Source organism: Candidatus Pelagibacter sp., from assembly GCF_052049575.1.
In the GTDB taxonomy this organism is placed as follows: domain Bacteria; phylum Pseudomonadota; class Alphaproteobacteria; order Pelagibacterales; family Pelagibacteraceae; genus Pelagibacter.
Genome location: NZ_JBNGZQ010000001.1, coordinates 610,284 through 627,500, shown reverse-complemented (window position 1 = coordinate 627,500; position 17,217 = coordinate 610,284). Strand labels below are relative to the sequence as shown.

Here is a 17,217-nt window from a genome sequence, read left to right as displayed (position 1 = left end):
GTTTATAAAACACTAATGTTCGGATATAGATATTGATATTAATTATTATTTCGTAATTCACAATTTTTATAACTAAGTGTTTGGTGGAGGATAGCGGGATCGAACCGCTGACCTCCTGAATGCAAATCAGGCGCTCTCCCAGCTGAGCTAATCCCCCTCAATTTAAAGTTGGTGGGCCGAGAAAGACTCGAACTTTCGACCCCACCCTTATCAAGGGTGTGCTCTAACCAACTGAGCTACCGGCCCCCATGCAAGAGAAACACTAATTTAGAAGAGAAATGAGGACGGTCAACATTATCCTGTATATTATTTAGAGTGAAATTAATTTTTCACTCATCCTTAGAAAGGAGGTAATCCAGCCGCAGGTTCCCCTACGGCTACCTTGTTACGACTTCACCCCAGTCGCTGACTATACCGTGGTCAAGGGTTTTAAACCTTGCCTTAAGGTAGAACCAACTCCCATGGTGTGACGGGCGGTGTGTACAAGACCCGGGAACGCATTCACCGTGGCACGCTGATCCACGATTACTAGTAATTCCAGCTTCATGCACTCGAGTTGCAGAGTGCAATCCGAACTGAGGTATTTTTTAAGGATTTGCTTAACGTCGCCGTCTTGCTTCCTGTTGTAAATACCATTGTAGCACGTGTGTAGCCCAACACGTAAGGGCCATGAGGACTTGACGTCATCCCCACCTTCCTCCAGCTTATCACTGGCAGTTCTTTCAGAGTGCCCAACTTAATGATGGCAACTAAAAGTGAGGGTTGCGCTCGTTGCGGGACTTAACCCAACATCTCACGACACGAGCTGACGACAGCCATGCAGCACCTGTGTTTCGTCCGGCCGAACCGAAAACTTTAATCTCTTAAAGTCGCGACGAACATGTCAAGTGTTGGTAAGGTTCTGCGCGTATCTTCGAATTAAACCACATGCTCCACTACTTGTGCGGGTCCCCGTCAATTCATTTGAGTTTTAACCTTGCGGTCGTACTCCCCAGGCGGTGTGTTTATTGCTTTCGCTGCGACACTGAAAATAAATTTCCAACGTCTAACACACATCGTTTACGGCATGGACTACGAGGGTATCTAATCCTCTTCGCTACCCATGCTTTCGTTCCTCAGTGTCAGTAATGATCCAGAAAGCTGCCTTCGCAATTGGTATTCTTTCTAATATCTACGAATTTCACCTCTACACTAGAAATTCTGCTTTCCTCTATCAAACTCTAGCTGAAAAGTTTTGATGGCAGTTCCAGAGTTAAGCTCTGGGATTTCACCACCAACTTTTTCAACCACCTACGAACTCTTTAAGCCCAGTAATTCCGAACTACGCTAGGTCCCTTCGTATTACCGCGGCTGCTGGCACGAAGTTAGCCGGACCTTCTTATTCGGGTACAGTCATTTTCTTCCCCGACGAAAGAGCTTTACAACCCAAAGGCCTTCTTCACTCACGCGGCATCGCTGCATCAGAGTTTCCTCCATTGTGCAAGATTCCCCACTGCTGCCTCCCGTAGGAGTTTGGGCCGTGTCTCAGTCCCAATGTGGCTGATCATCCTCTCAAATCAGCTATTGATCAAAGTCTTGGTAGGCCATTACCCTACCAACAAACTAATCAAGTGCGGGCTCATCCAATGGTGCATAAAGCTTTCTCCGTAAAGACTTATCCAGTATTAGCACAAGTTTCCTCGTGTTATTCCAGGCCATAGGGTAGATACCCACATGTTACTCACCCGTCTGCCACTAAGTATTGCTACTTCGTTCGACTTGCATGTGTTAGGCGTGCCGCCAGCGTACGTTCTGAGCCATGATCAAACTCTCAAGTTTAAAAACGGCGCACACTAGCTTCTATATAAATTCTAAGAATAAAATTTATATAATAATTATGAAGTGTGTACGACAAATTTTGGTAACCTTAACCGTCCACACTTCTCTTCTAAAATATATACTTTTTAAATAGCTAATTGAGTTAAAAAACTCAATAAACTCCAAGATAATTGTAATAACAACTATTTATAGAGAAAGTTTGATGCTTATAGGCTAAAATATTAGGAAATCAAGCATTTAAGGTTAAAAAAATGTTAAAAAAACGCTGATTTTAGGCACTTTTTTTGATTTTTTTGAATGATCGAGTAATACTTCAAAAATCAAAAAAAAACAATGTTTCAAAAACTAAATTTAAAAATAAAAATTAAAAACGAGTTTTTTTTACTATTTTTGGTCCTTTCAATAACAGTAATTTCAACTGGATATCATAATTACTCAAAAAAAAAAATTACTACAAATTATAGAGAGATAGTTGAAAATATTTATTTTAAAAAAACTATTAATCATATTTTTAATAAATTTGAACCAAGATTTAAAAAGATATCTCACAAAGTAAAATCAGGAGATACTTTTCACAGCATACTTGATCAGTATAATGTGAAAAAAGAGGAAATTGTAATCATTAAAAAAAAATTATCAAAGAAAATAGATCTCAATAATCTTAATACGAGTCAAAAAATTCTTTTTACAATTGATCAAACTAATGACTCTATTAGAGAATTTATGTTTCAAATTTCCAATAAAGAAAGAATAGTTTTAACTCAAGATTTAGAAAACAAAAATTTTAAAGAAGAGATTTTACTAACTAAATTAAAAAAAGAAATTATTTATAAAGAAAACATAATATCATTGAGTTTATATAAGTCGGCTGTAAATCAAAAAATACCCTTGAGTGTAATAATAGACTTTGCAAGAATTTATGGATTTCAAGTAGATTTCCAAAGAGACATCAGAAAACTTGATAAATTTCAGATTATGTATGAGTCTTTTGTAGATGAGAAAAAAAGAGTTATAGAAACTGGCAATATTTTATTTGCAAATTTAATTTTAAGTGGAGAAGATAATTCTTTATATTTTTTTGATAAAGAGGGAAGCATTGGACACTATGATAAAAATGGTAAAAGTATTCAAAAAGCTTTAATGAAAACGCCAATTAATGGGGCAAGACTGTCTTCACCGTTTGGAATGAGGAAACACCCAATAGATGGTTTTAATAAAATGCACAAAGGAACAGACTTTGCTGCTCCTATGGGGACTCCAATTATGGCATCAGGCTCAGGAGTTGTAAAAAAAGCTGGCTGGTGTGGAGGTGGAGGTAATTGTGTAGTAATTAAACATAACTCAACTTATCAAACTATTTACGCTCATATGTCAAAGTTTGCCAAAGGGATTAGAGGTGGCGTGAGAGTTAAACAGGGACAGACTATTGGTTATGTAGGATCTACAGGTAAATCAACTGGTCCTCACTTACATTATGAAGTTTTAATAAATGGTAAAAGAGTAAATTCTCAAAAATTAAAACTCCCATCAGGTAAAGTGTTGAAAGGAGATGAGAGAAAAATTTTCGAGACCAATAAAATTAAATTAAACGTATTAAAATCTGAAAAAATTATTGGTTACAACTAATCTAACGTTAGATATTGATCTTAGTTATTTTTAATTTCTACTTTGTCTTTGTCTTTAATTGTATCAGATATATTTTCATGAATATTGCTTGAATTTTCTGTTGCTAAAGAATTTTTTTTTTGAAGTTCTCTTTCATTCAAAATTCTCATAAAATGATCTGCATGCTGGAAATAATTTTCAGATAATATTTTGTCTCCATTTGATAGTGCCTCCCTTGCAAGATTACTATATTTATCAATTAACTTTGAAGCATTATGATTATTTCTGCCGGGCATTTTTCTTTGAAAGCTATCATTATTTGAAAAATTTGAACTAAACTTATTTCTATCCCCATTAGACTTGAAACTTCTTTCGCCTCTTCTAAAGTTGTTTCTTCGATTGTTATTATTTCTAAATGTAACCATTTTTTTTAAATTAAATTTTAGTACTAATTATACATCTATCTTTATAAGCAAAGTCTTTAACTACCTTGTTAATGTAAAAATTATTACTCTTTAATATTTTTTTTACCTCATTTTTTTGATCATGAGCAATTTCTAAAATTAATTTGCCATGAGTTTTAACCAATTCAGACGATTTACTAACTACTTTTCTAATCTCTGATAAACCGTCTAATCCACCATCTAGAGCTAATTTTGGCTCATATTTTACAACTTCATCATCCATATTTTTAAAATCGAAATTTTTAATGTATGGAGGATTAGATACAATTAAATCATATTTGCCTGATGAGAAATTGTCAATATCTGATTTAAATAATTTTAATCTATTTATCAAACCAAGCTTAATTGCATTATTTGTGCAAACTTTTAAACTATCTTTACTAATATCAACTCCCTTGCCTGAAAAAGACTTTTTTTCTTTTAAAATCGATAAGATTATACAACCAGATCCGACTCCAATTTCTAAAAAGTTAATACCTTCTTTTTTTTTATAAATCTTTAAAACTTGTTCTATTATGACTTCAGTGTCAGGCCTTGGTATTAAAACTTTTTCATTTATCTTAAAATTATATTTCCAGAAAGATTTTTCACCAGTAATATAAGCTATTGGCTTTCTTTTGACTCTACTAGATATAAATGCTCTGAAATTATGATATTGATAATCATTAATTTTTTCGTTTGGATTCATAATAATAAATTTCCTACTTTTATTTAAAACTTTAGACATCAAAATCTCACAGTCCAACAATGCAGATTTAATTTGATACCTTTTCAAATCAATAGATGCTTTTTTAATGGCTTGATCAATATTCATTTAATTTATTACACCCAAACTCTCCTCTTGCGCTTGAAGCGTTAAAGCCTCAATCATTTCATCAAAAATTTCTCCCTCTAGAAATTCCTCCAACTTATGTAAGGTTAAATTTATTCTATGATCTGTTACTCTTCCTTGTGGAAAGTTGTACGTTCTTATTCTCTCCGATCTGTCGCCTGTTCCAATCTTATTCTTTCTGTCTTTTGATCTTTCATTTTCAATTCTAGATCTTTCAAGCTCATATAGTCTTGCTCTTAATATCTTCATTCCTTTTGCTTTATTTTTATGCTGAGATTTTTCATCTTGTTGTGAAACAGATATTCCAGTTGGAATGTGGGTGATTCTAACGGCACTGTCTGTTGTATTGACCGATTGTCCACCTGGTCCGCCAGCTCTGAATACATCTATTCTTAGGTCAATTTCATTTATTTTTAAATCTACTTCCTCTGCCTCAGGCAAAACTGCTACTGTTGCTGCTGATGTATGTACCCTACCTTGTGTCTCAGTATCAGGCACTCTTTGAACTCTATGAACACCACTTTCATATTTTAGAGTTGAATAAATATTATTTCCCTTGATAGAGGCAATGACTTCTTTTAAACCCCCTGCCTCGCTTCTAGAAATAGAAATTAACTCAACAGTCCACCTTTTCTTATGACTTACTCTTTCATACATTTTAAAAAGATCTGCCGCAAACAAGCTTGCCTCTAAACCACCAGTTCCTGCTCTAATTTCAATTATTGCATTTTTTTTATCTGCTTCATCTTTAGGCAGCAAAAACATTTTAAGTTTTTTTTCATTAGTCTCATTTTCTTGCTTCAAATCATTTAACTCTATCTCAGCCATTTTAATTAATTCAGTATCTGAATTTTTATCATCCAAAATTTTCTGTATTTCTAATCTATCTTTTTCATAGGAAAAATATTTTTTTGCGTCTTTAATAATTTCGTTTAAATCTGAATACTCCTTTGATTTTTCTGCAAATAATTTTTTGTCTATTTTGCCTGATGATAAATCCTTTTCCAGCAATGAATGTTTTTGGATTAATTCTTCAATCTTTTTAAGCGGTATCATTTTATTTTTTTTAGCTCAAAAGCCTTTTTTTCAACTTCAGTGATAATTTTTTCAATCATATCTTTTGTTAAAACTTTTTCTGACTGTACACCTGATAAATAAAGCATATTGTTTCCTTTTTGACCTCCGGTAATTCCTATATCTGTCATTGCAGCCTCACCTGGCCCGTTAACTACACAACCAATTACAGAGAGTGTTATTGGCGTTTTGATATGTGCTAATTTTTCCTCTAAAATTTTAACAGTTTCAATTACTTTAAATCCTTGTCTAGCACATGATGGACATGAGATTATCTTTACACCTCTTTCCCTTAAATTAAGTGATTTCAGTATCTCATTTCCAATCTTAACCTCCTCAACTGGATTATCAGATAAAGAAATTCTTATTGTATCACCAATGCCATCTAAAAGTAATGTTCCTAGACCGATTGAGGATTTTACACTCCCTGGCACAAATCCTCCTGCCTCTGTAATTCCTAAATGAAGAGGATAATCAGTAACTTTTGAAAGTTGACGATAAGCCTCAATAGATAAAAAAACATCAGAAGACTTAACACTTATTTTTAAATTATCAAAATTCGCATCCTCAAGTATCTTTATATTATTTAAAGCACTTTCGACTAAAGCTTCCGGACAAGGTTCTTTATATTTTTCTAAAATATCTTTCTCTAAAGATCCAGCATTAACTCCAACCCGAATAGAACAATTGTTATCATGAGCGGCTTTCACTACCTCGTTTATCTTATTAATATTTCCTATATTCCCGGGATTTATTCTTAAACAGCTAGCTCCATTCTCAGCTGCCTCTATAGCTCTCTTATAATGAAAATGAATATCAGCAACTATAGGTACATCAACATGTTTAATTATTTCTTTTAATGCTTTGGATGATGACTCATCGGGACAAGAGACTCTTACTATATCAGCTCCCTCAGAGCTAATTTCATTAATTTGATTAATTGTAGCTTTTACATCTGTGGTAAGAGTGTTGGTCATTGATTGAACTGATATAGGATTTCCTCCTCCAACTTTTACTTTGCCAACATTAATCTCTCTCGTTTTTCTTCTTTTTATATCTCTAAAAGGTCTAATGCTCATTTTTTTTGATCTAATTTAAATTCTTTATGAAGTGCAATTAAAGCTTTTTGTGTATTCTTTTTATCAATCAAAACTGAAATTTTAATTTCGGAAGTTGAGATGACTTTAATATTTATTTTTTTATTTGCCAATGATTGGAACATTCTAAATGTTACTCCAGGTGTTGTTATCATACCTACCCCAATTACTGAAATTTTTGAAACACCTTTTTCAAAAAGTAGTTTTCTATAATTAATAGTTTTGTTTTGTTGAATAATTTTTTTTGTTTTATTCAAGTCATCAGTTTTAATTGTAAATGTTAAATCCGTCTCTTTACCATTAGCAGAAATATTTTGTACGACCATATCAACGTTTATTAAATTTTTAGATAACGGTTTAAAAATTGCTGCAGCAACCCCAGGTTTATCTTTAACGCCAATAAGAGAAACCTTTGAGTCATTTTGAGTTGTGGAAATTCCAGTAACAATTTTATTATTCAAAATATTTGATCTTTTAGTAATCAATGTTCCTAATTTTTTAGAAAAAGATGATTTTACCTCGATGTCAATCCTGTTTAATCTTGCATCTTGTATTGAAACTGGCTGCATAACTTTCGCACCCAATGATGCCATCTCTAACATTTCTTCATAAGAAATTACTTTAATCTTTTTTGCGTTTTTCAATTTGTTAGGGTCAGTTGTGTACACACCTTCTACATCGGTATAGATTATACATCTCTCTGCTTTGAAAAATTTGGCAATCATAATTGCACTTGCGTCAGATCCACCCCTTCCTATAGTTGTAATTCTATTTTCATCATTTAAACCCTGAAACCCAGTGATAATAGGTATGCCACCTTTTTTTATATATTTTATGATATTTTTTTTGTTTATTTGATTTATTCTAGAATTTTTATACTTTCCTTTAGTTAAAATTGGTACTTGCCAAGATAACCAAGATCTAGACTCATATCCCTCATGTATCAATCGACCAGCTATTAAAGAGCATGCAACTTGCTCACCTGTAGAAACCAAAACATCATGTTCTGATTCTGCAAAACTATCACTAATTTCAAAAGATTTTTTTATTAACTCATTTGTCACACCACTCATAGCTGATGAAACTACAATGACCATGTAGTTTTTCTTTTTGTAATCAATAATTATTTTAGCAACTCTTTTTATTTTTTCGATAGTGCCAACTGATGTGCCTCCAAATTTTAATACGACAATTTTCATGGTAAAATAATCTTTTAAATTTAAAAAATATTGAATAAATACATGTTGAATATAAAGTCAACTTACAAATGAAAAATAACACAATAAACAAAAAAGAAATAGAAAAATTTTCCAAAATTGCTAAAGAATGGTGGAATCCTGAAGGTAAATTTAAACCACTACATAAATTTAACCCGATTAGAATTTCATACATAAAAGAAAATATTATTAAGACATTCAAACTAAATTCTAATAAGACACCCCTAAAAAATATCAAAATTTTAGATATAGGATGTGGTGGAGGTTTGTTATCAGAACCTATGTGTAGAATGGGTGCTAAGGTGACTGGCATTGATGCGTCTGATAAAAATATTAAAATAGCAAAACTTCATTCAAAAAAAAATAATCTTCAAATAGATTATTTTTGCTCATCACCAGAAAAATTTAATATAAAAGAAAAATTTGACGTTATCTTAAATATGGAAATTGTAGAACATGTTGAGGATGTGGAATTTTTTTTAAAGTCATGCAGTAAACTATTGAAAAAAAATGGAATTATGTTTGTTGCAACCTTAAATAAAACATTAAAATCTTATATTTTTGCAATTGTAGGTGCGGAATATATATTGCGTTGGCTTCCTATAGGAACACATGAATGGGAAAAATTTATAAAACCTGAGGAATTAATCTCAATACTAAAAAAAAATGATTTAAGTCTGGATAGAGTAGATGGAATGAATTTTAATTTAATTAAAAATAAATGGAGTGTGAGTAACGATAAGTCAGTGAATTACATTGCCAAGTTTATTAAAGATTAATTATTTTCATTCTCTAACCACGGTACCATCTGAGCATCTATTCCCTCTTCTTTAAGTTCTTTTAAATCCTGTTTTGATGCAGTTCCGTAGATACCTTTGTGTCTTTTATTATTGTTATAATGTATTGATCTAGCCTCATAAGCAAAGTTTTCACCAACATAATCAAAGTTTTTCTTAATAAATTTTTGATATTCGTTAATTGTTTTTTTAATTTTTTGATATTTTATCAAATCTTTTTTTTCATTTTTATGGCTAAAACTTTTACTTATTAATTTTGGTGCCATCAAATTTTTTTCTACTTTTATAGATCCACAACTATGACAATTGATAAGCTTTTTCTTTTTTAGTTTGTCATATTCTCTTGAAGATGCGAACCAGCTGTCAAATGTAAACTCACATTCTTTACACAATAAATTATATTTGATCATAGAGTTTATTTAATTACTATTATACGAAATTCAATGTATCTAACTTCTGTAGTCTGAATTAATTTTGATATATTCATTGGTTAAATCCATAGTATACACTGTAAAACTTTTTTTACCATTTCCAACATCAATACTAAGATTTATATCCAAGCCCTTCATATATTTTGCAGCCTCATTCTCATTATATTGATTATGAATTTTTCCCTTATTTACAATTACCAATTCACCAAATTTAATCGATAATTTATTTAAATTTATATCCACATTAGATTTTCCAATAGCCATAATTATTCTACCCCAATTTGGGTCCTCGCCTGCAATTGCAGTTTTTACCAATGGAGAGTTAGCAATAGAAAAACCAATTTTTTTTGCATCTTGCTCGGTTTTAGAGTTTAACACATTTATTGTTACAAATTTTGAAGCTCCCTCTCCATCAGCTACAACTCTTTTTGCAAGATTTAATAGAAGACTATTTAAAGACTCGTCAAATGATTTTATCTTTTTGTCATTAATTGTCTTTATAAAGGTATTTTTTGCTTTACCAGTGGAGAAAATTGAGATCATATCATTTGTACTAGTATCGCTATCGCAAGAAATTGCATTAAAGGTATTCTCAATATTTTTCTTAAGTAATTTTTTTAATACATCATTAGAAATGTCAGCATCAGTGAAGACATACGCTAATGTAGTTGCCATATTTGGTTGTATCATACCTGAGCCTTTTGCAATTCCGTAAATCTTTACATTTGTATTTCCAATTTTACATTCTTCCATTGCTATTTTTGGCTGTGTATCAGTTGTCATTATTGCTAGAGCAACTTTCATCCAAATATACTTATTTTGAGTGTACTTAATATTCTTTATTAATTCTGGAATTTTTGACTTAATTTTCTCCTCAGGGAATTTTTCTCCTATAGTTCCGGTACATCCGAAAATAAGATTTTTTGGTTTAATTATTTTTGGATCATCTTCATCTTCTTTTTGTTTTTCTGTTAGCTGTTTTGAAATTAAATCTGCCAGATGTTGCATGCTTTTGTAACCTTGCTCGCCCGTGAATGAGTTTGCATTTCTAGTGTTGACTATAAGTGAAAAAATCTTTTGTGTTTTTTGATTCAAATTCCATTTAATATTCTCCGACAAGATTTTAGACTGGGTATAAAGTGATGCAAAATTTGCACCTTCACGAAAATAGAACAGTGCTAAATCATCTCTTTTAGAATTGTATAAATTAGCGCTTACTGAGGATACTGCTAAACCGTCTAGGTGATCAAGGTCTTGATATTGCCCCATTTTTCGATCGTGTGATTTTGAGGTTAAAAAATTTGATAAATTGATTCCCATGATATTTAAAATTTAAATTAAATAACTATATTAAAAGTTGAAATTAAAATGTATATCAAAAACTAATGTTTAATCCTTTAAACTTTATTTCTAAATTTATTAAATCTGGCAATAAAAAAGAGCTGGATAGGATTGACAAAATAGTAGGCCAAATCAATCTTTTAGAGGAAAATATCCAGAAACTTAACGATAAAGAGTTTCCTGAGAAAACAATTAAATTAAAAGAGGAAATTCAAAAAGGAACGTCCCTTGACCAAATTCTACCTGAAGCTTTTGCTATGGTAAGAGAAGCTTCTTTAAGGTCAAGAGGTGAGAGGCATTTTGATGTTCAAATAATCGGAGGAGTTGTTCTGCATGAAAATAAAATAGCAGAAATGAGAACTGGAGAAGGTAAAACTCTTACAATTGCTTTAGCAGCATATTTAAATGCCCTGGAGGGAAAAGGAGTTCACATTGTGACAGTAAATGATTATTTGGCAAAAAGAGACTCTTTAGAAATGGGCAAAATTTTCAGTTTTTTAGGCTTAACGTCGGGCTACATAAACAATGATCAAAACGATAATGAAAGAAAGAAAAATTATGATTGCGATATTACTTATGCAACAAACAGTGAATTAGGATTTGATTATCTTCGAGATAATATGAAATATTCAAAAGAAGAAATGGTGCAAAGAGGACACAATTTTGCAATTGTTGATGAAATAGATTCTTGTCTCATAGATGAAGCAAGAACTCCTTTGGTAATTTCGGGGGCTGCAGAAGATAAGACTAATCAATATGTTGCTGTAGACAAAGTAATAAAGCAGCTGAATCAAAATGATTTTGAGGTTGATGAGAAAGATAGGAATATTTTATTAACCAATGAGGGAATTAACCATATTGAGAGTTTGTTCTCTAATGCTGGAGTTTTAAAAAATAATAATTTTTATGATCCAGAAAATCTTGATTTAGTTCATTTTGTTAATCAAGCTTTAAGAGCAAATCATCTATTTAAAAAGGATAAAGATTATCTTGTTAAAGATAACAGTATCAAAATTGTAGATGAATTAACTGGTCGAATATTAGAGGGCAGAAGGTTTGGTGATGGTCTTCACCAAGCCATTGAAGCTAAAGAAAGAATTGAGATACAAGCGGAAAATCAAACTTTAGCGTCTATCACTTACCAGAATTATTTTAAACTTTATAATAAGATTTCAGGATGTACAGGAACAGCTGCTACAGAGTCGGAGGAGTTTTTTGAAATCTATAATCTCAACGTAATTGTGATACCAACTAATAAAGAAATGATCAGAAAAGATTTCAATGATCAAATTTTTCGAACTGAAGAAGAGAAAAATAACGCAATCATTAAAAAAATTAAAGAATGCCACGAAAACAGTCAACCTCTTTTAGTCTTCACATCCAGTGTTAGTAAATCTGAAATATATTCCAAACTACTTACACAAGAAAAGATAAATCACATCGTATTAAACGCTAAAAATCATGAAAATGAAGCGGAAATTATAGCCAATGCTGGTAAAGCTAAATCAGTTATTATTACAACAAGCATTTCTGGTAGAGGTGTGGATATCCAACTAGGAGGGAAAAAAGGGTCGATTAATGAAGATCAACTCAAGAAAAATAAAGATTATATTAAATCTTTAGGTGGTTTGTTTGTTATTGGAACCGAAAGAATGGAGTCCAGAAGAGTTGACAATCAAGCAAGAGGTAGATCGGGCAGACAAGGAGATGAGGGAAGTTCGATTTTTTATGTAAGTTTAGAGGACGACCTTATGAGAATTTTTGGTTCTGAGTCCATGAATAATATTCTTCAAAAACTAGGTCTTAAAGATGGGGAAAGTATAGACCATCCTTGGATAAATAAGGCTTTAGAGAGAGCACAACAAAAAGTTGAGACACGAAATTTTGATATCAGAAAAACTCTTATAAAATTTGACAATGTTTTAAATGATCAAAGGCAAGTGATATTTTCTCAAAGAAAAGATGCTATGGATAGTGAAAAAATTTTTGATTATTCGGATAGTTTTTTATCAGAAATAGTTGACAACTTAATAAGCCTTAAAATTCAAAAGTTATCAAATCCTAAAAATAATGAGTTTAGTAATAAATTAAAGACTATTTTTGGAAAAAGTCTAAACGATGACGAATATAATGAATTAATGTCTTTAGGTGACACAAAACTAAGAGAGGTAATTTTTGAAAAATTCAAATTTGCTAGAGAAGAGAGATCTAAAATTCTTGGAGAAAATCAATCAAAAGAAATAGAAAAAAGAATTCTTTTACAATCCATTGATTTTAATTGGAAATCACACATCCAATATCTAGAGCAATTAAGACAGGTTGTGGGTCTTAGATCTTATGGACAAAGAGATCCTCTTATAGAATATAAAAAAGAAGCATTTGATTTATTTTCGAATTTACTAGACAAATTAAAACTAGATTATGTAAAAATATTGATGAATCTTAAAGTTTATAATGAACCAACCGAAAAAATAAACCAGATACAACTAAAAGAAAAATTTAAAAATCTTGGTAAGAAAACAAATAGAAATGATCCTTGTCCATGTGGATCTGGTAAAAAATTCAAGAAATGTTGTGGAGCTCTATAAAATATATAAAGTTAGTGCAGCCACAATAACTAAAGATGTTATAGCAATTGCAATATTTTTTTTAGATTTAATTATTTCTTTAAAACCTAATCCTGAGGTTTGAATTGCGCTTAGACTTTCAGGACTAGATACAAATCCTTTACTTCTTCCAATTTTTAAAAACTTATCTTTTCTGTGATTGAGAATTTCTTCAGAAGTTAAAGTTTTAAAAAAATCTAAATTTTGAGAAATAGAATTCCTTATATTTTCAAGAATCATATCTCTGTCTCTATGAGCACCACCTAAAGGTTCTGGAATTATTTCATCAATAATATTTAGCTCTAATAAATCTTTGGCAGACAGTTTCATTGCTTTTGCAGCATCGAGCATTTTTTTTGGATCTCTCCACAATATTGTTGCACATCCCTCAGGTGATATTACTGAATAAATCGCATTCTCAAGCATTAAAACTTTATTTGAAGATGCAAGAGCTATGGCTCCACCTGAACCACCTTCACCTATTACTATAGCTAAAGTTGGGACCTGAAGTTTCATACAACACTCGATTGACTTTGCGATTGCTTCTGCTTGTCCTCTCTCCTCTGCACCCACTCCTGGATATGCGCCTGGGGTATCTATAAAAGATATAATAGGAATATTAAACTTGTCTGCTAATTCCATTAACCTAATAGTTTTTCTATAACCCTCTGGTCTCATCATGCCAAAGTTTCTCTCAATTCTAGTTTCTAAGTTTTCCCCTTTCTCTTGACCAATTACTAATACTGATCGACCATTAAATTTTGCAAAACCAGTAATAACCGATTTGTCCTCTCCATAATATCTATCGCCTTCTAATGAGATAAAGTCCTCAAACAAGTTATCAATAAAAAACTTTGATTTAGGTCTATCCTCGTGCCTTGCAACTAGTGTAATTTGCCAGGGATCTAAATTCTCATAAATGTTTTTTAGCTTCTCATCGATTTCTGCCTGAGTTTTAGAAATTTTTTTTGTGTCAACTTCTGACAAACCCTCTTGATTAAAAGGATCTTTTAATTTTTCCAATTCATTTTCCAGATTTTTAATATCTGTTTCAAAATTTAAATAGTTCTTCATTTTTATATAATTATACTTATATAAGAAAAATGACAATAAAATGTCTATGATACTATTATGTAATTGACTTAAATAAGCTAGAGTTTAAATATTCCTCAATGACATCAAAATATCATTCTATAAATAATTTAAAAGTTTCGGAGGAATTATTACTTTTTGTTAATAATGAGTTATTTAAAGGCACTGATATTTCTCCTGAAAAATTTTGGAAAGATTTTGACAAGGCGGTTCATGAATTAGCTCCTAAAAATAAAGAATTAATTGATTTTAGAGAAACTCTGCAAAAAAAAATTGATAAATGGCATATTGAGAACAAAGGAAAAGATATTCAAATTAAAGAATACAAAAATTTTTTAAAAGAAATTGGCTACTTAAAAGATGAAGGTCCAGATTTTAAAATTGAAACAAGTGATATTGACGAAGAGATCGCTACAATAGCCGGGCCTCAATTAGTTGTTCCAATTATGAATGCACGTTATGCTTTGAACGCTGCTAACGCAAGATGGATGAGTTTATACGATAGTTTGTATGGAACTGATGTGATTGAACAGTCTGAGGATAGTACTTCAGAAAGATATGATCCCGAACGAGGAGAGATTGTTATTAAGTATGGCAGAGAATTTTTAGATAAATATTTTACTTTAAAAAATTTTAGCTGGAAAAAGATAACAGGTATAGCTGTTCAAAATAAAGAATTAAAAGTGTTGAAAGGTGTTGATGTAACAACTCTAAAAGATGAAAATAAATTCGTTGGTCATCGAGGTGAAGCAGATAACCCGTCAGCAATAATACTAAAAAATAATAATCTACATATTGAAATATTGAAAAATCCAAGAGCTTTTAGTGCTCAACAGGATCATGCAGGTATAAGCGACATAATACTAGAGTCTGCAGTATCTACAATATGTGATAATGAAGACAGTGTTGCGGCTGTAGATGCTCAAGATAAAGTGATTTGTTATAGAAATTGGCTTGGATTAATGAAAGGAAATCTCGTAACGCGATTTGAGAAAGAGGGAAAAACATTAGAAAGAAAACTTAATCCAAACAGAAGTTATATTTCAAAAGAAGGGAAAGGATTAAAATTACACGGTAGAAGCCTTTTATTAATTAGGAATGTTGGTCATTTGATGACTAATCCCTCAATAATATTGAAAGATGGGAGTGAAATTCCAGAGGGATTGATGGATGCTTTTATAACAACAGCAGCAGCTCTTCATGATGCTAAAAAAAAAGGAAATTCAAGAACTGGTTCAATATATATTGTAAAACCAAAGATGCATGGTCCAGACGAAACAGCATTTACAAATGAAATTTTTACTAAAGTTGAAGAGGTATTAAAATTAAAAAAATACACATGCAAAATTGGAATTATGGATGAGGAGAGAAGAACCTCATCAAATCTTAAAGAGTGTATTAGAACCTTAAAGCATAGAGTTTTCTTCATAAACACGGGTTTCCTTGATCGTACAGGTGACGAAATGCATACATCAATGGAGGCAGGACCAATGATTAAAAAGGGTGATATGAAATCCTCAAAATGGATTAGCGCTTATGAAAATAATAATGTTGATGTAGGCTTAGCCTGCGGCTTTTCAGGTAAAGCTCAAATCGGTAAAGGAATGTGGGCTATGCCTGATAAGATGAGAGACATGTTAAATCAAAAAACTGGTCATCTTAAAGCTGGGGCAAATTGTGCGTGGGTTCCATCTCCAACTGCAGCAGCTCTTCATGCTTTACATTATCACGAGATAAATATTTTTGATGTTCAAAAAAAGTTGTCTAATAGAGATAAGGCTAAAATTGATGATTTACTTACTATACCTATCGCAGATAGACCAAATTGGTCAGTTGATGAAATCAATAAAGAAATCTCAAATTCTGCCCAGACATTACTTGGTTATGTTGTAAGATGGATTGATCAAGGTGTGGGTTGCTCCAAAGTACCAGATATAAATAATGTTGGGTTGATGGAAGACAGAGCAACCTTAAGAATTTCTTCGCAACATATTGCAAACTGGGTACATCATGGTGTTACAACAAAAATGCAAGTTATTGAAATAATGAAAGAAATGGCAAAGATTGTGGATAAACAAAATGAGAATGATCAAAGTTATATTAAAATGAGCCATGATTATGATAGGTCCATAGCATTTCAAACTGCATGTGAACTTATTTTTAAGGGAAAAGAACAACCTTCTGGATATACAGAGCCACTCTTACATTTAAATCGATTAAAAAAAAAATCAGCTTGAGTTAGAATTTATTTTAGATCTATTTTTAAAAGCAGAAAGAAGAGTGCCATCATCGAGACTTTCTATTTCACCACCAACAGGTAGGCCTTGAGCTAATTTTGTAATCTTAACATCGGTATCTTTTAAGCTATCTTGTATATAGAAAGCAGTAGTTTGACCTTCTACTGTTGCGCTAGTTGCTAAAATAACCTCATCAATTTTATCTTTCTTAACTCTCTCAATTAAAGAATTAATTAATAAATCCTCTTTTTTATTACCAACAGATGAGATTGTGCCACCTAAAATATGGAAATATCCTTGAAAGATATTTGAATTTTCAATTGACCACTGATCAGCAATATCCTCAACTACACAAATTTTCGTAAATTTATTTTTTGTATTTTCGCAATTTAAGCATCCAAATGAATTGGACTTTAAAGTCCCGCATAAATTACATCTAACAACATTTTTATAAACCTGAGCTAATGTATTTGCCAGTGGCTTAACAAGTTCGTTTCGGTTATTTACTAATTTTAAAACTATTCTTTTGGCTGATTTAGGTCCTAAACCTGGTAATTTTGATATTAACTTAACAAGTTCTTCTATCTCAGAGATATTCTGCATTTA

The 17,217-nt window shown here is 31.5% G+C and carries 13 protein-coding genes, 2 tRNA genes and 1 rRNA gene; 4 read left to right on the top strand and 12 right to left on the bottom strand.

Translation table 11 applies throughout. From position 1 onward, the window contains the following. Nucleotides 1-81: 81 nt before the first annotated feature. The 3 genes from ACTT9C_RS03310 to ACTT9C_RS03300 all read right to left on the bottom strand — a co-directional run bounded on the left by ACTT9C_RS03310 (nt 82) and on the right by ACTT9C_RS03300 (nt 1,818). A tRNA-Ala gene (locus tag ACTT9C_RS03310) sits at nt 82-157 on the bottom strand. Between the two features lie 12 nt (nt 158-169). Beyond that, a tRNA-Ile gene (locus ACTT9C_RS03305) sits at nt 170-246 on the bottom strand. Between the two features lie 97 nt (nt 247-343). Further along, nucleotides 344-1,818 (bottom strand): 16S ribosomal RNA (locus tag ACTT9C_RS03300). A 333-nt stretch (nt 1,819-2,151) separates the two neighbouring features. Here ACTT9C_RS03300 and ACTT9C_RS03295 point away from each other — a divergent pair. Next, nucleotides 2,152-3,444, top strand: a complete 1,293-nt coding sequence (locus ACTT9C_RS03295; protein ID WP_440923080.1) for a M23 family metallopeptidase — start codon at nt 2,152-2,154, stop codon at nt 3,442-3,444. A gap of 20 nt (nt 3,445-3,464) precedes the next feature. On the opposite strand, the gene ACTT9C_RS03290 is transcribed toward ACTT9C_RS03295, so the two are convergent. From ACTT9C_RS03290 to ACTT9C_RS03270, 5 genes are read right to left on the bottom strand one after another with little or no spacing between them, the layout of a single operon-like run. After that, entirely contained in the window at nt 3,465-3,848 is a 384-nt protein-coding gene (locus ACTT9C_RS03290) for a DUF4167 domain-containing protein (RefSeq protein ID WP_440923079.1), read from the bottom strand. A 10-nt stretch (nt 3,849-3,858) separates the two neighbouring features. Then, nucleotides 3,859-4,701 (bottom strand): peptide chain release factor N(5)-glutamine methyltransferase, encoded by an 843-nt coding sequence (gene prmC / locus ACTT9C_RS03285; protein ID WP_440923078.1) that lies wholly within the window; start codon nt 4,699-4,701, stop codon nt 3,859-3,861. After that, complete coding sequence (gene prfA / locus ACTT9C_RS03280) at nt 4,702-5,775, bottom strand: peptide chain release factor 1 (RefSeq protein WP_440923077.1); 1,074 nt, start codon at nt 5,773-5,775, stop codon at nt 4,702-4,704. It abuts the gene before it with no gap. Then, the gene (gene ispG / locus ACTT9C_RS03275) at nt 5,772-6,872 is read right to left on the bottom strand and encodes a flavodoxin-dependent (E)-4-hydroxy-3-methylbut-2-enyl-diphosphate synthase (RefSeq protein ID WP_440923076.1); all 1,101 of its coding nucleotides are present in this window, start codon (nt 6,870-6,872) and stop codon (nt 5,772-5,774) included. Before ispG ends, prfA begins: the two co-directional genes overlap by 4 nt. Next, on the bottom strand, nt 6,869-8,089 hold the full coding sequence (locus ACTT9C_RS03270) for an aspartate kinase (protein ID WP_440923075.1): 1,221 nt from the start codon (nt 8,087-8,089) through the stop codon (nt 6,869-6,871). The genes ispG and ACTT9C_RS03270 overlap by 4 nt, the downstream gene beginning before the upstream one ends. A 68-nt stretch (nt 8,090-8,157) precedes the next feature. Between ACTT9C_RS03270 and ubiG the strand changes: the two genes are divergently transcribed. After that, nucleotides 8,158-8,886, top strand: coding sequence for a bifunctional 2-polyprenyl-6-hydroxyphenol methylase/3-demethylubiquinol 3-O-methyltransferase UbiG (ubiG, locus tag ACTT9C_RS03265; RefSeq protein ID WP_440923074.1), 729 nt, complete (start codon nt 8,158-8,160; stop codon nt 8,884-8,886). Here ubiG and ACTT9C_RS03260 read toward each other — a convergent pair. Together ACTT9C_RS03260 and argJ are read right to left on the bottom strand one after the other, a co-directional pair. Further along, nucleotides 8,883-9,314: a DUF1178 family protein gene (locus ACTT9C_RS03260; protein WP_440923073.1), complete on the bottom strand. Its 432-nt coding sequence runs from the start codon at nt 9,312-9,314 to the stop codon at nt 8,883-8,885. The two genes, ubiG and ACTT9C_RS03260, sit on opposite strands and share 4 nt — an antisense overlap. Before the next feature lie 39 nt (nt 9,315-9,353). Beyond that, nucleotides 9,354-10,655 (bottom strand): bifunctional glutamate N-acetyltransferase/amino-acid acetyltransferase ArgJ, encoded by a 1,302-nt coding sequence (gene argJ / locus ACTT9C_RS03255; RefSeq protein ID WP_440923072.1) that lies wholly within the window; start codon nt 10,653-10,655, stop codon nt 9,354-9,356. 65 nt (nt 10,656-10,720) lie between these two features. On the opposite strand from argJ, the gene secA reads away from it, so the two are divergent. Further along, nucleotides 10,721-13,264 carry a preprotein translocase subunit SecA gene (gene secA, locus ACTT9C_RS03250; RefSeq protein WP_440923071.1) on the top strand — a complete coding sequence of 848 codons (2,544 nt, stop codon included), beginning with the start codon at nt 10,721-10,723 and terminating at the stop codon, nt 13,262-13,264. On the opposite strand, the gene ACTT9C_RS03245 is transcribed toward secA, so the two are convergent. Then, nucleotides 13,259-14,356 carry an acetyl-CoA carboxylase carboxyltransferase subunit alpha gene (locus ACTT9C_RS03245; RefSeq protein WP_440923070.1) on the bottom strand — a complete coding sequence of 366 codons (1,098 nt, stop codon included), beginning with the start codon at nt 14,354-14,356 and terminating at the stop codon, nt 13,259-13,261. The two genes, secA and ACTT9C_RS03245, sit on opposite strands and share 6 nt — an antisense overlap. 98 nt (nt 14,357-14,454) lie before the next feature. On the opposite strand from ACTT9C_RS03245, the gene ACTT9C_RS03240 reads away from it, so the two are divergent. Continuing rightward, nucleotides 14,455-16,611 carry a malate synthase G gene (locus ACTT9C_RS03240; RefSeq protein WP_440923069.1) on the top strand — a complete coding sequence of 719 codons (2,157 nt, stop codon included), beginning with the start codon at nt 14,455-14,457 and terminating at the stop codon, nt 16,609-16,611. On the opposite strand, the gene recR is transcribed toward ACTT9C_RS03240, so the two are convergent. Further along, on the bottom strand, nt 16,603-17,214 hold the full coding sequence (gene recR / locus ACTT9C_RS03235; protein ID WP_440923068.1) for a recombination mediator RecR: 612 nt from the start codon (nt 17,212-17,214) through the stop codon (nt 16,603-16,605). The genes ACTT9C_RS03240 and recR overlap by 9 nt on opposite strands. Between the last annotated feature and the right edge of the window lie 3 nt (nt 17,215-17,217).

What these genes read in the sequence shown, in the direction of transcription:
- ACTT9C_RS03290 (WP_440923079.1), bottom strand. Translation starts at nt 3,848, where the DNA reads ATGGTTACATTTAGAAATAATAACAATCGAAGAAACAACTTTAGAAGA.
- prmC (WP_440923078.1), bottom strand. Translation starts at nt 4,701, where the DNA reads ATGAATATTGATCAAGCCATTAAAAAAGCATCTATTGATTTGAAAAGG.
- ACTT9C_RS03260 (WP_440923073.1), bottom strand. Translation starts at nt 9,314, where the DNA reads ATGATCAAATATAATTTATTGTGTAAAGAATGTGAGTTTACATTTGAC.
- secA (WP_440923071.1), top strand. Translation starts at nt 10,721, where the DNA reads ATGTTTAATCCTTTAAACTTTATTTCTAAATTTATTAAATCTGGCAAT.
- ACTT9C_RS03240 (WP_440923069.1), top strand. Translation starts at nt 14,455, where the DNA reads ATGACATCAAAATATCATTCTATAAATAATTTAAAAGTTTCGGAGGAA.
- ACTT9C_RS03245 (WP_440923070.1), bottom strand. Translation starts at nt 14,356, where the DNA reads ATGAAGAACTATTTAAATTTTGAAACAGATATTAAAAATCTGGAAAAT.
- prfA (WP_440923077.1), bottom strand. Translation starts at nt 5,775, where the DNA reads ATGATACCGCTTAAAAAGATTGAAGAATTAATCCAAAAACATTCATTG.
- ACTT9C_RS03270 (WP_440923075.1), bottom strand. Translation starts at nt 8,089, where the DNA reads ATGAAAATTGTCGTATTAAAATTTGGAGGCACATCAGTTGGCACTATC.
- ACTT9C_RS03295 (WP_440923080.1), top strand. Translation starts at nt 2,152, where the DNA reads ATGTTTCAAAAACTAAATTTAAAAATAAAAATTAAAAACGAGTTTTTT.
- recR (WP_440923068.1), bottom strand. Translation starts at nt 17,214, where the DNA reads ATGCAGAATATCTCTGAGATAGAAGAACTTGTTAAGTTAATATCAAAA.
- ubiG (WP_440923074.1), top strand. Translation starts at nt 8,158, where the DNA reads ATGAAAAATAACACAATAAACAAAAAAGAAATAGAAAAATTTTCCAAA.
- argJ (WP_440923072.1), bottom strand. Translation starts at nt 10,655, where the DNA reads ATGGGAATCAATTTATCAAATTTTTTAACCTCAAAATCACACGATCGA.
- ispG (WP_440923076.1), bottom strand. Translation starts at nt 6,872, where the DNA reads ATGAGCATTAGACCTTTTAGAGATATAAAAAGAAGAAAAACGAGAGAG.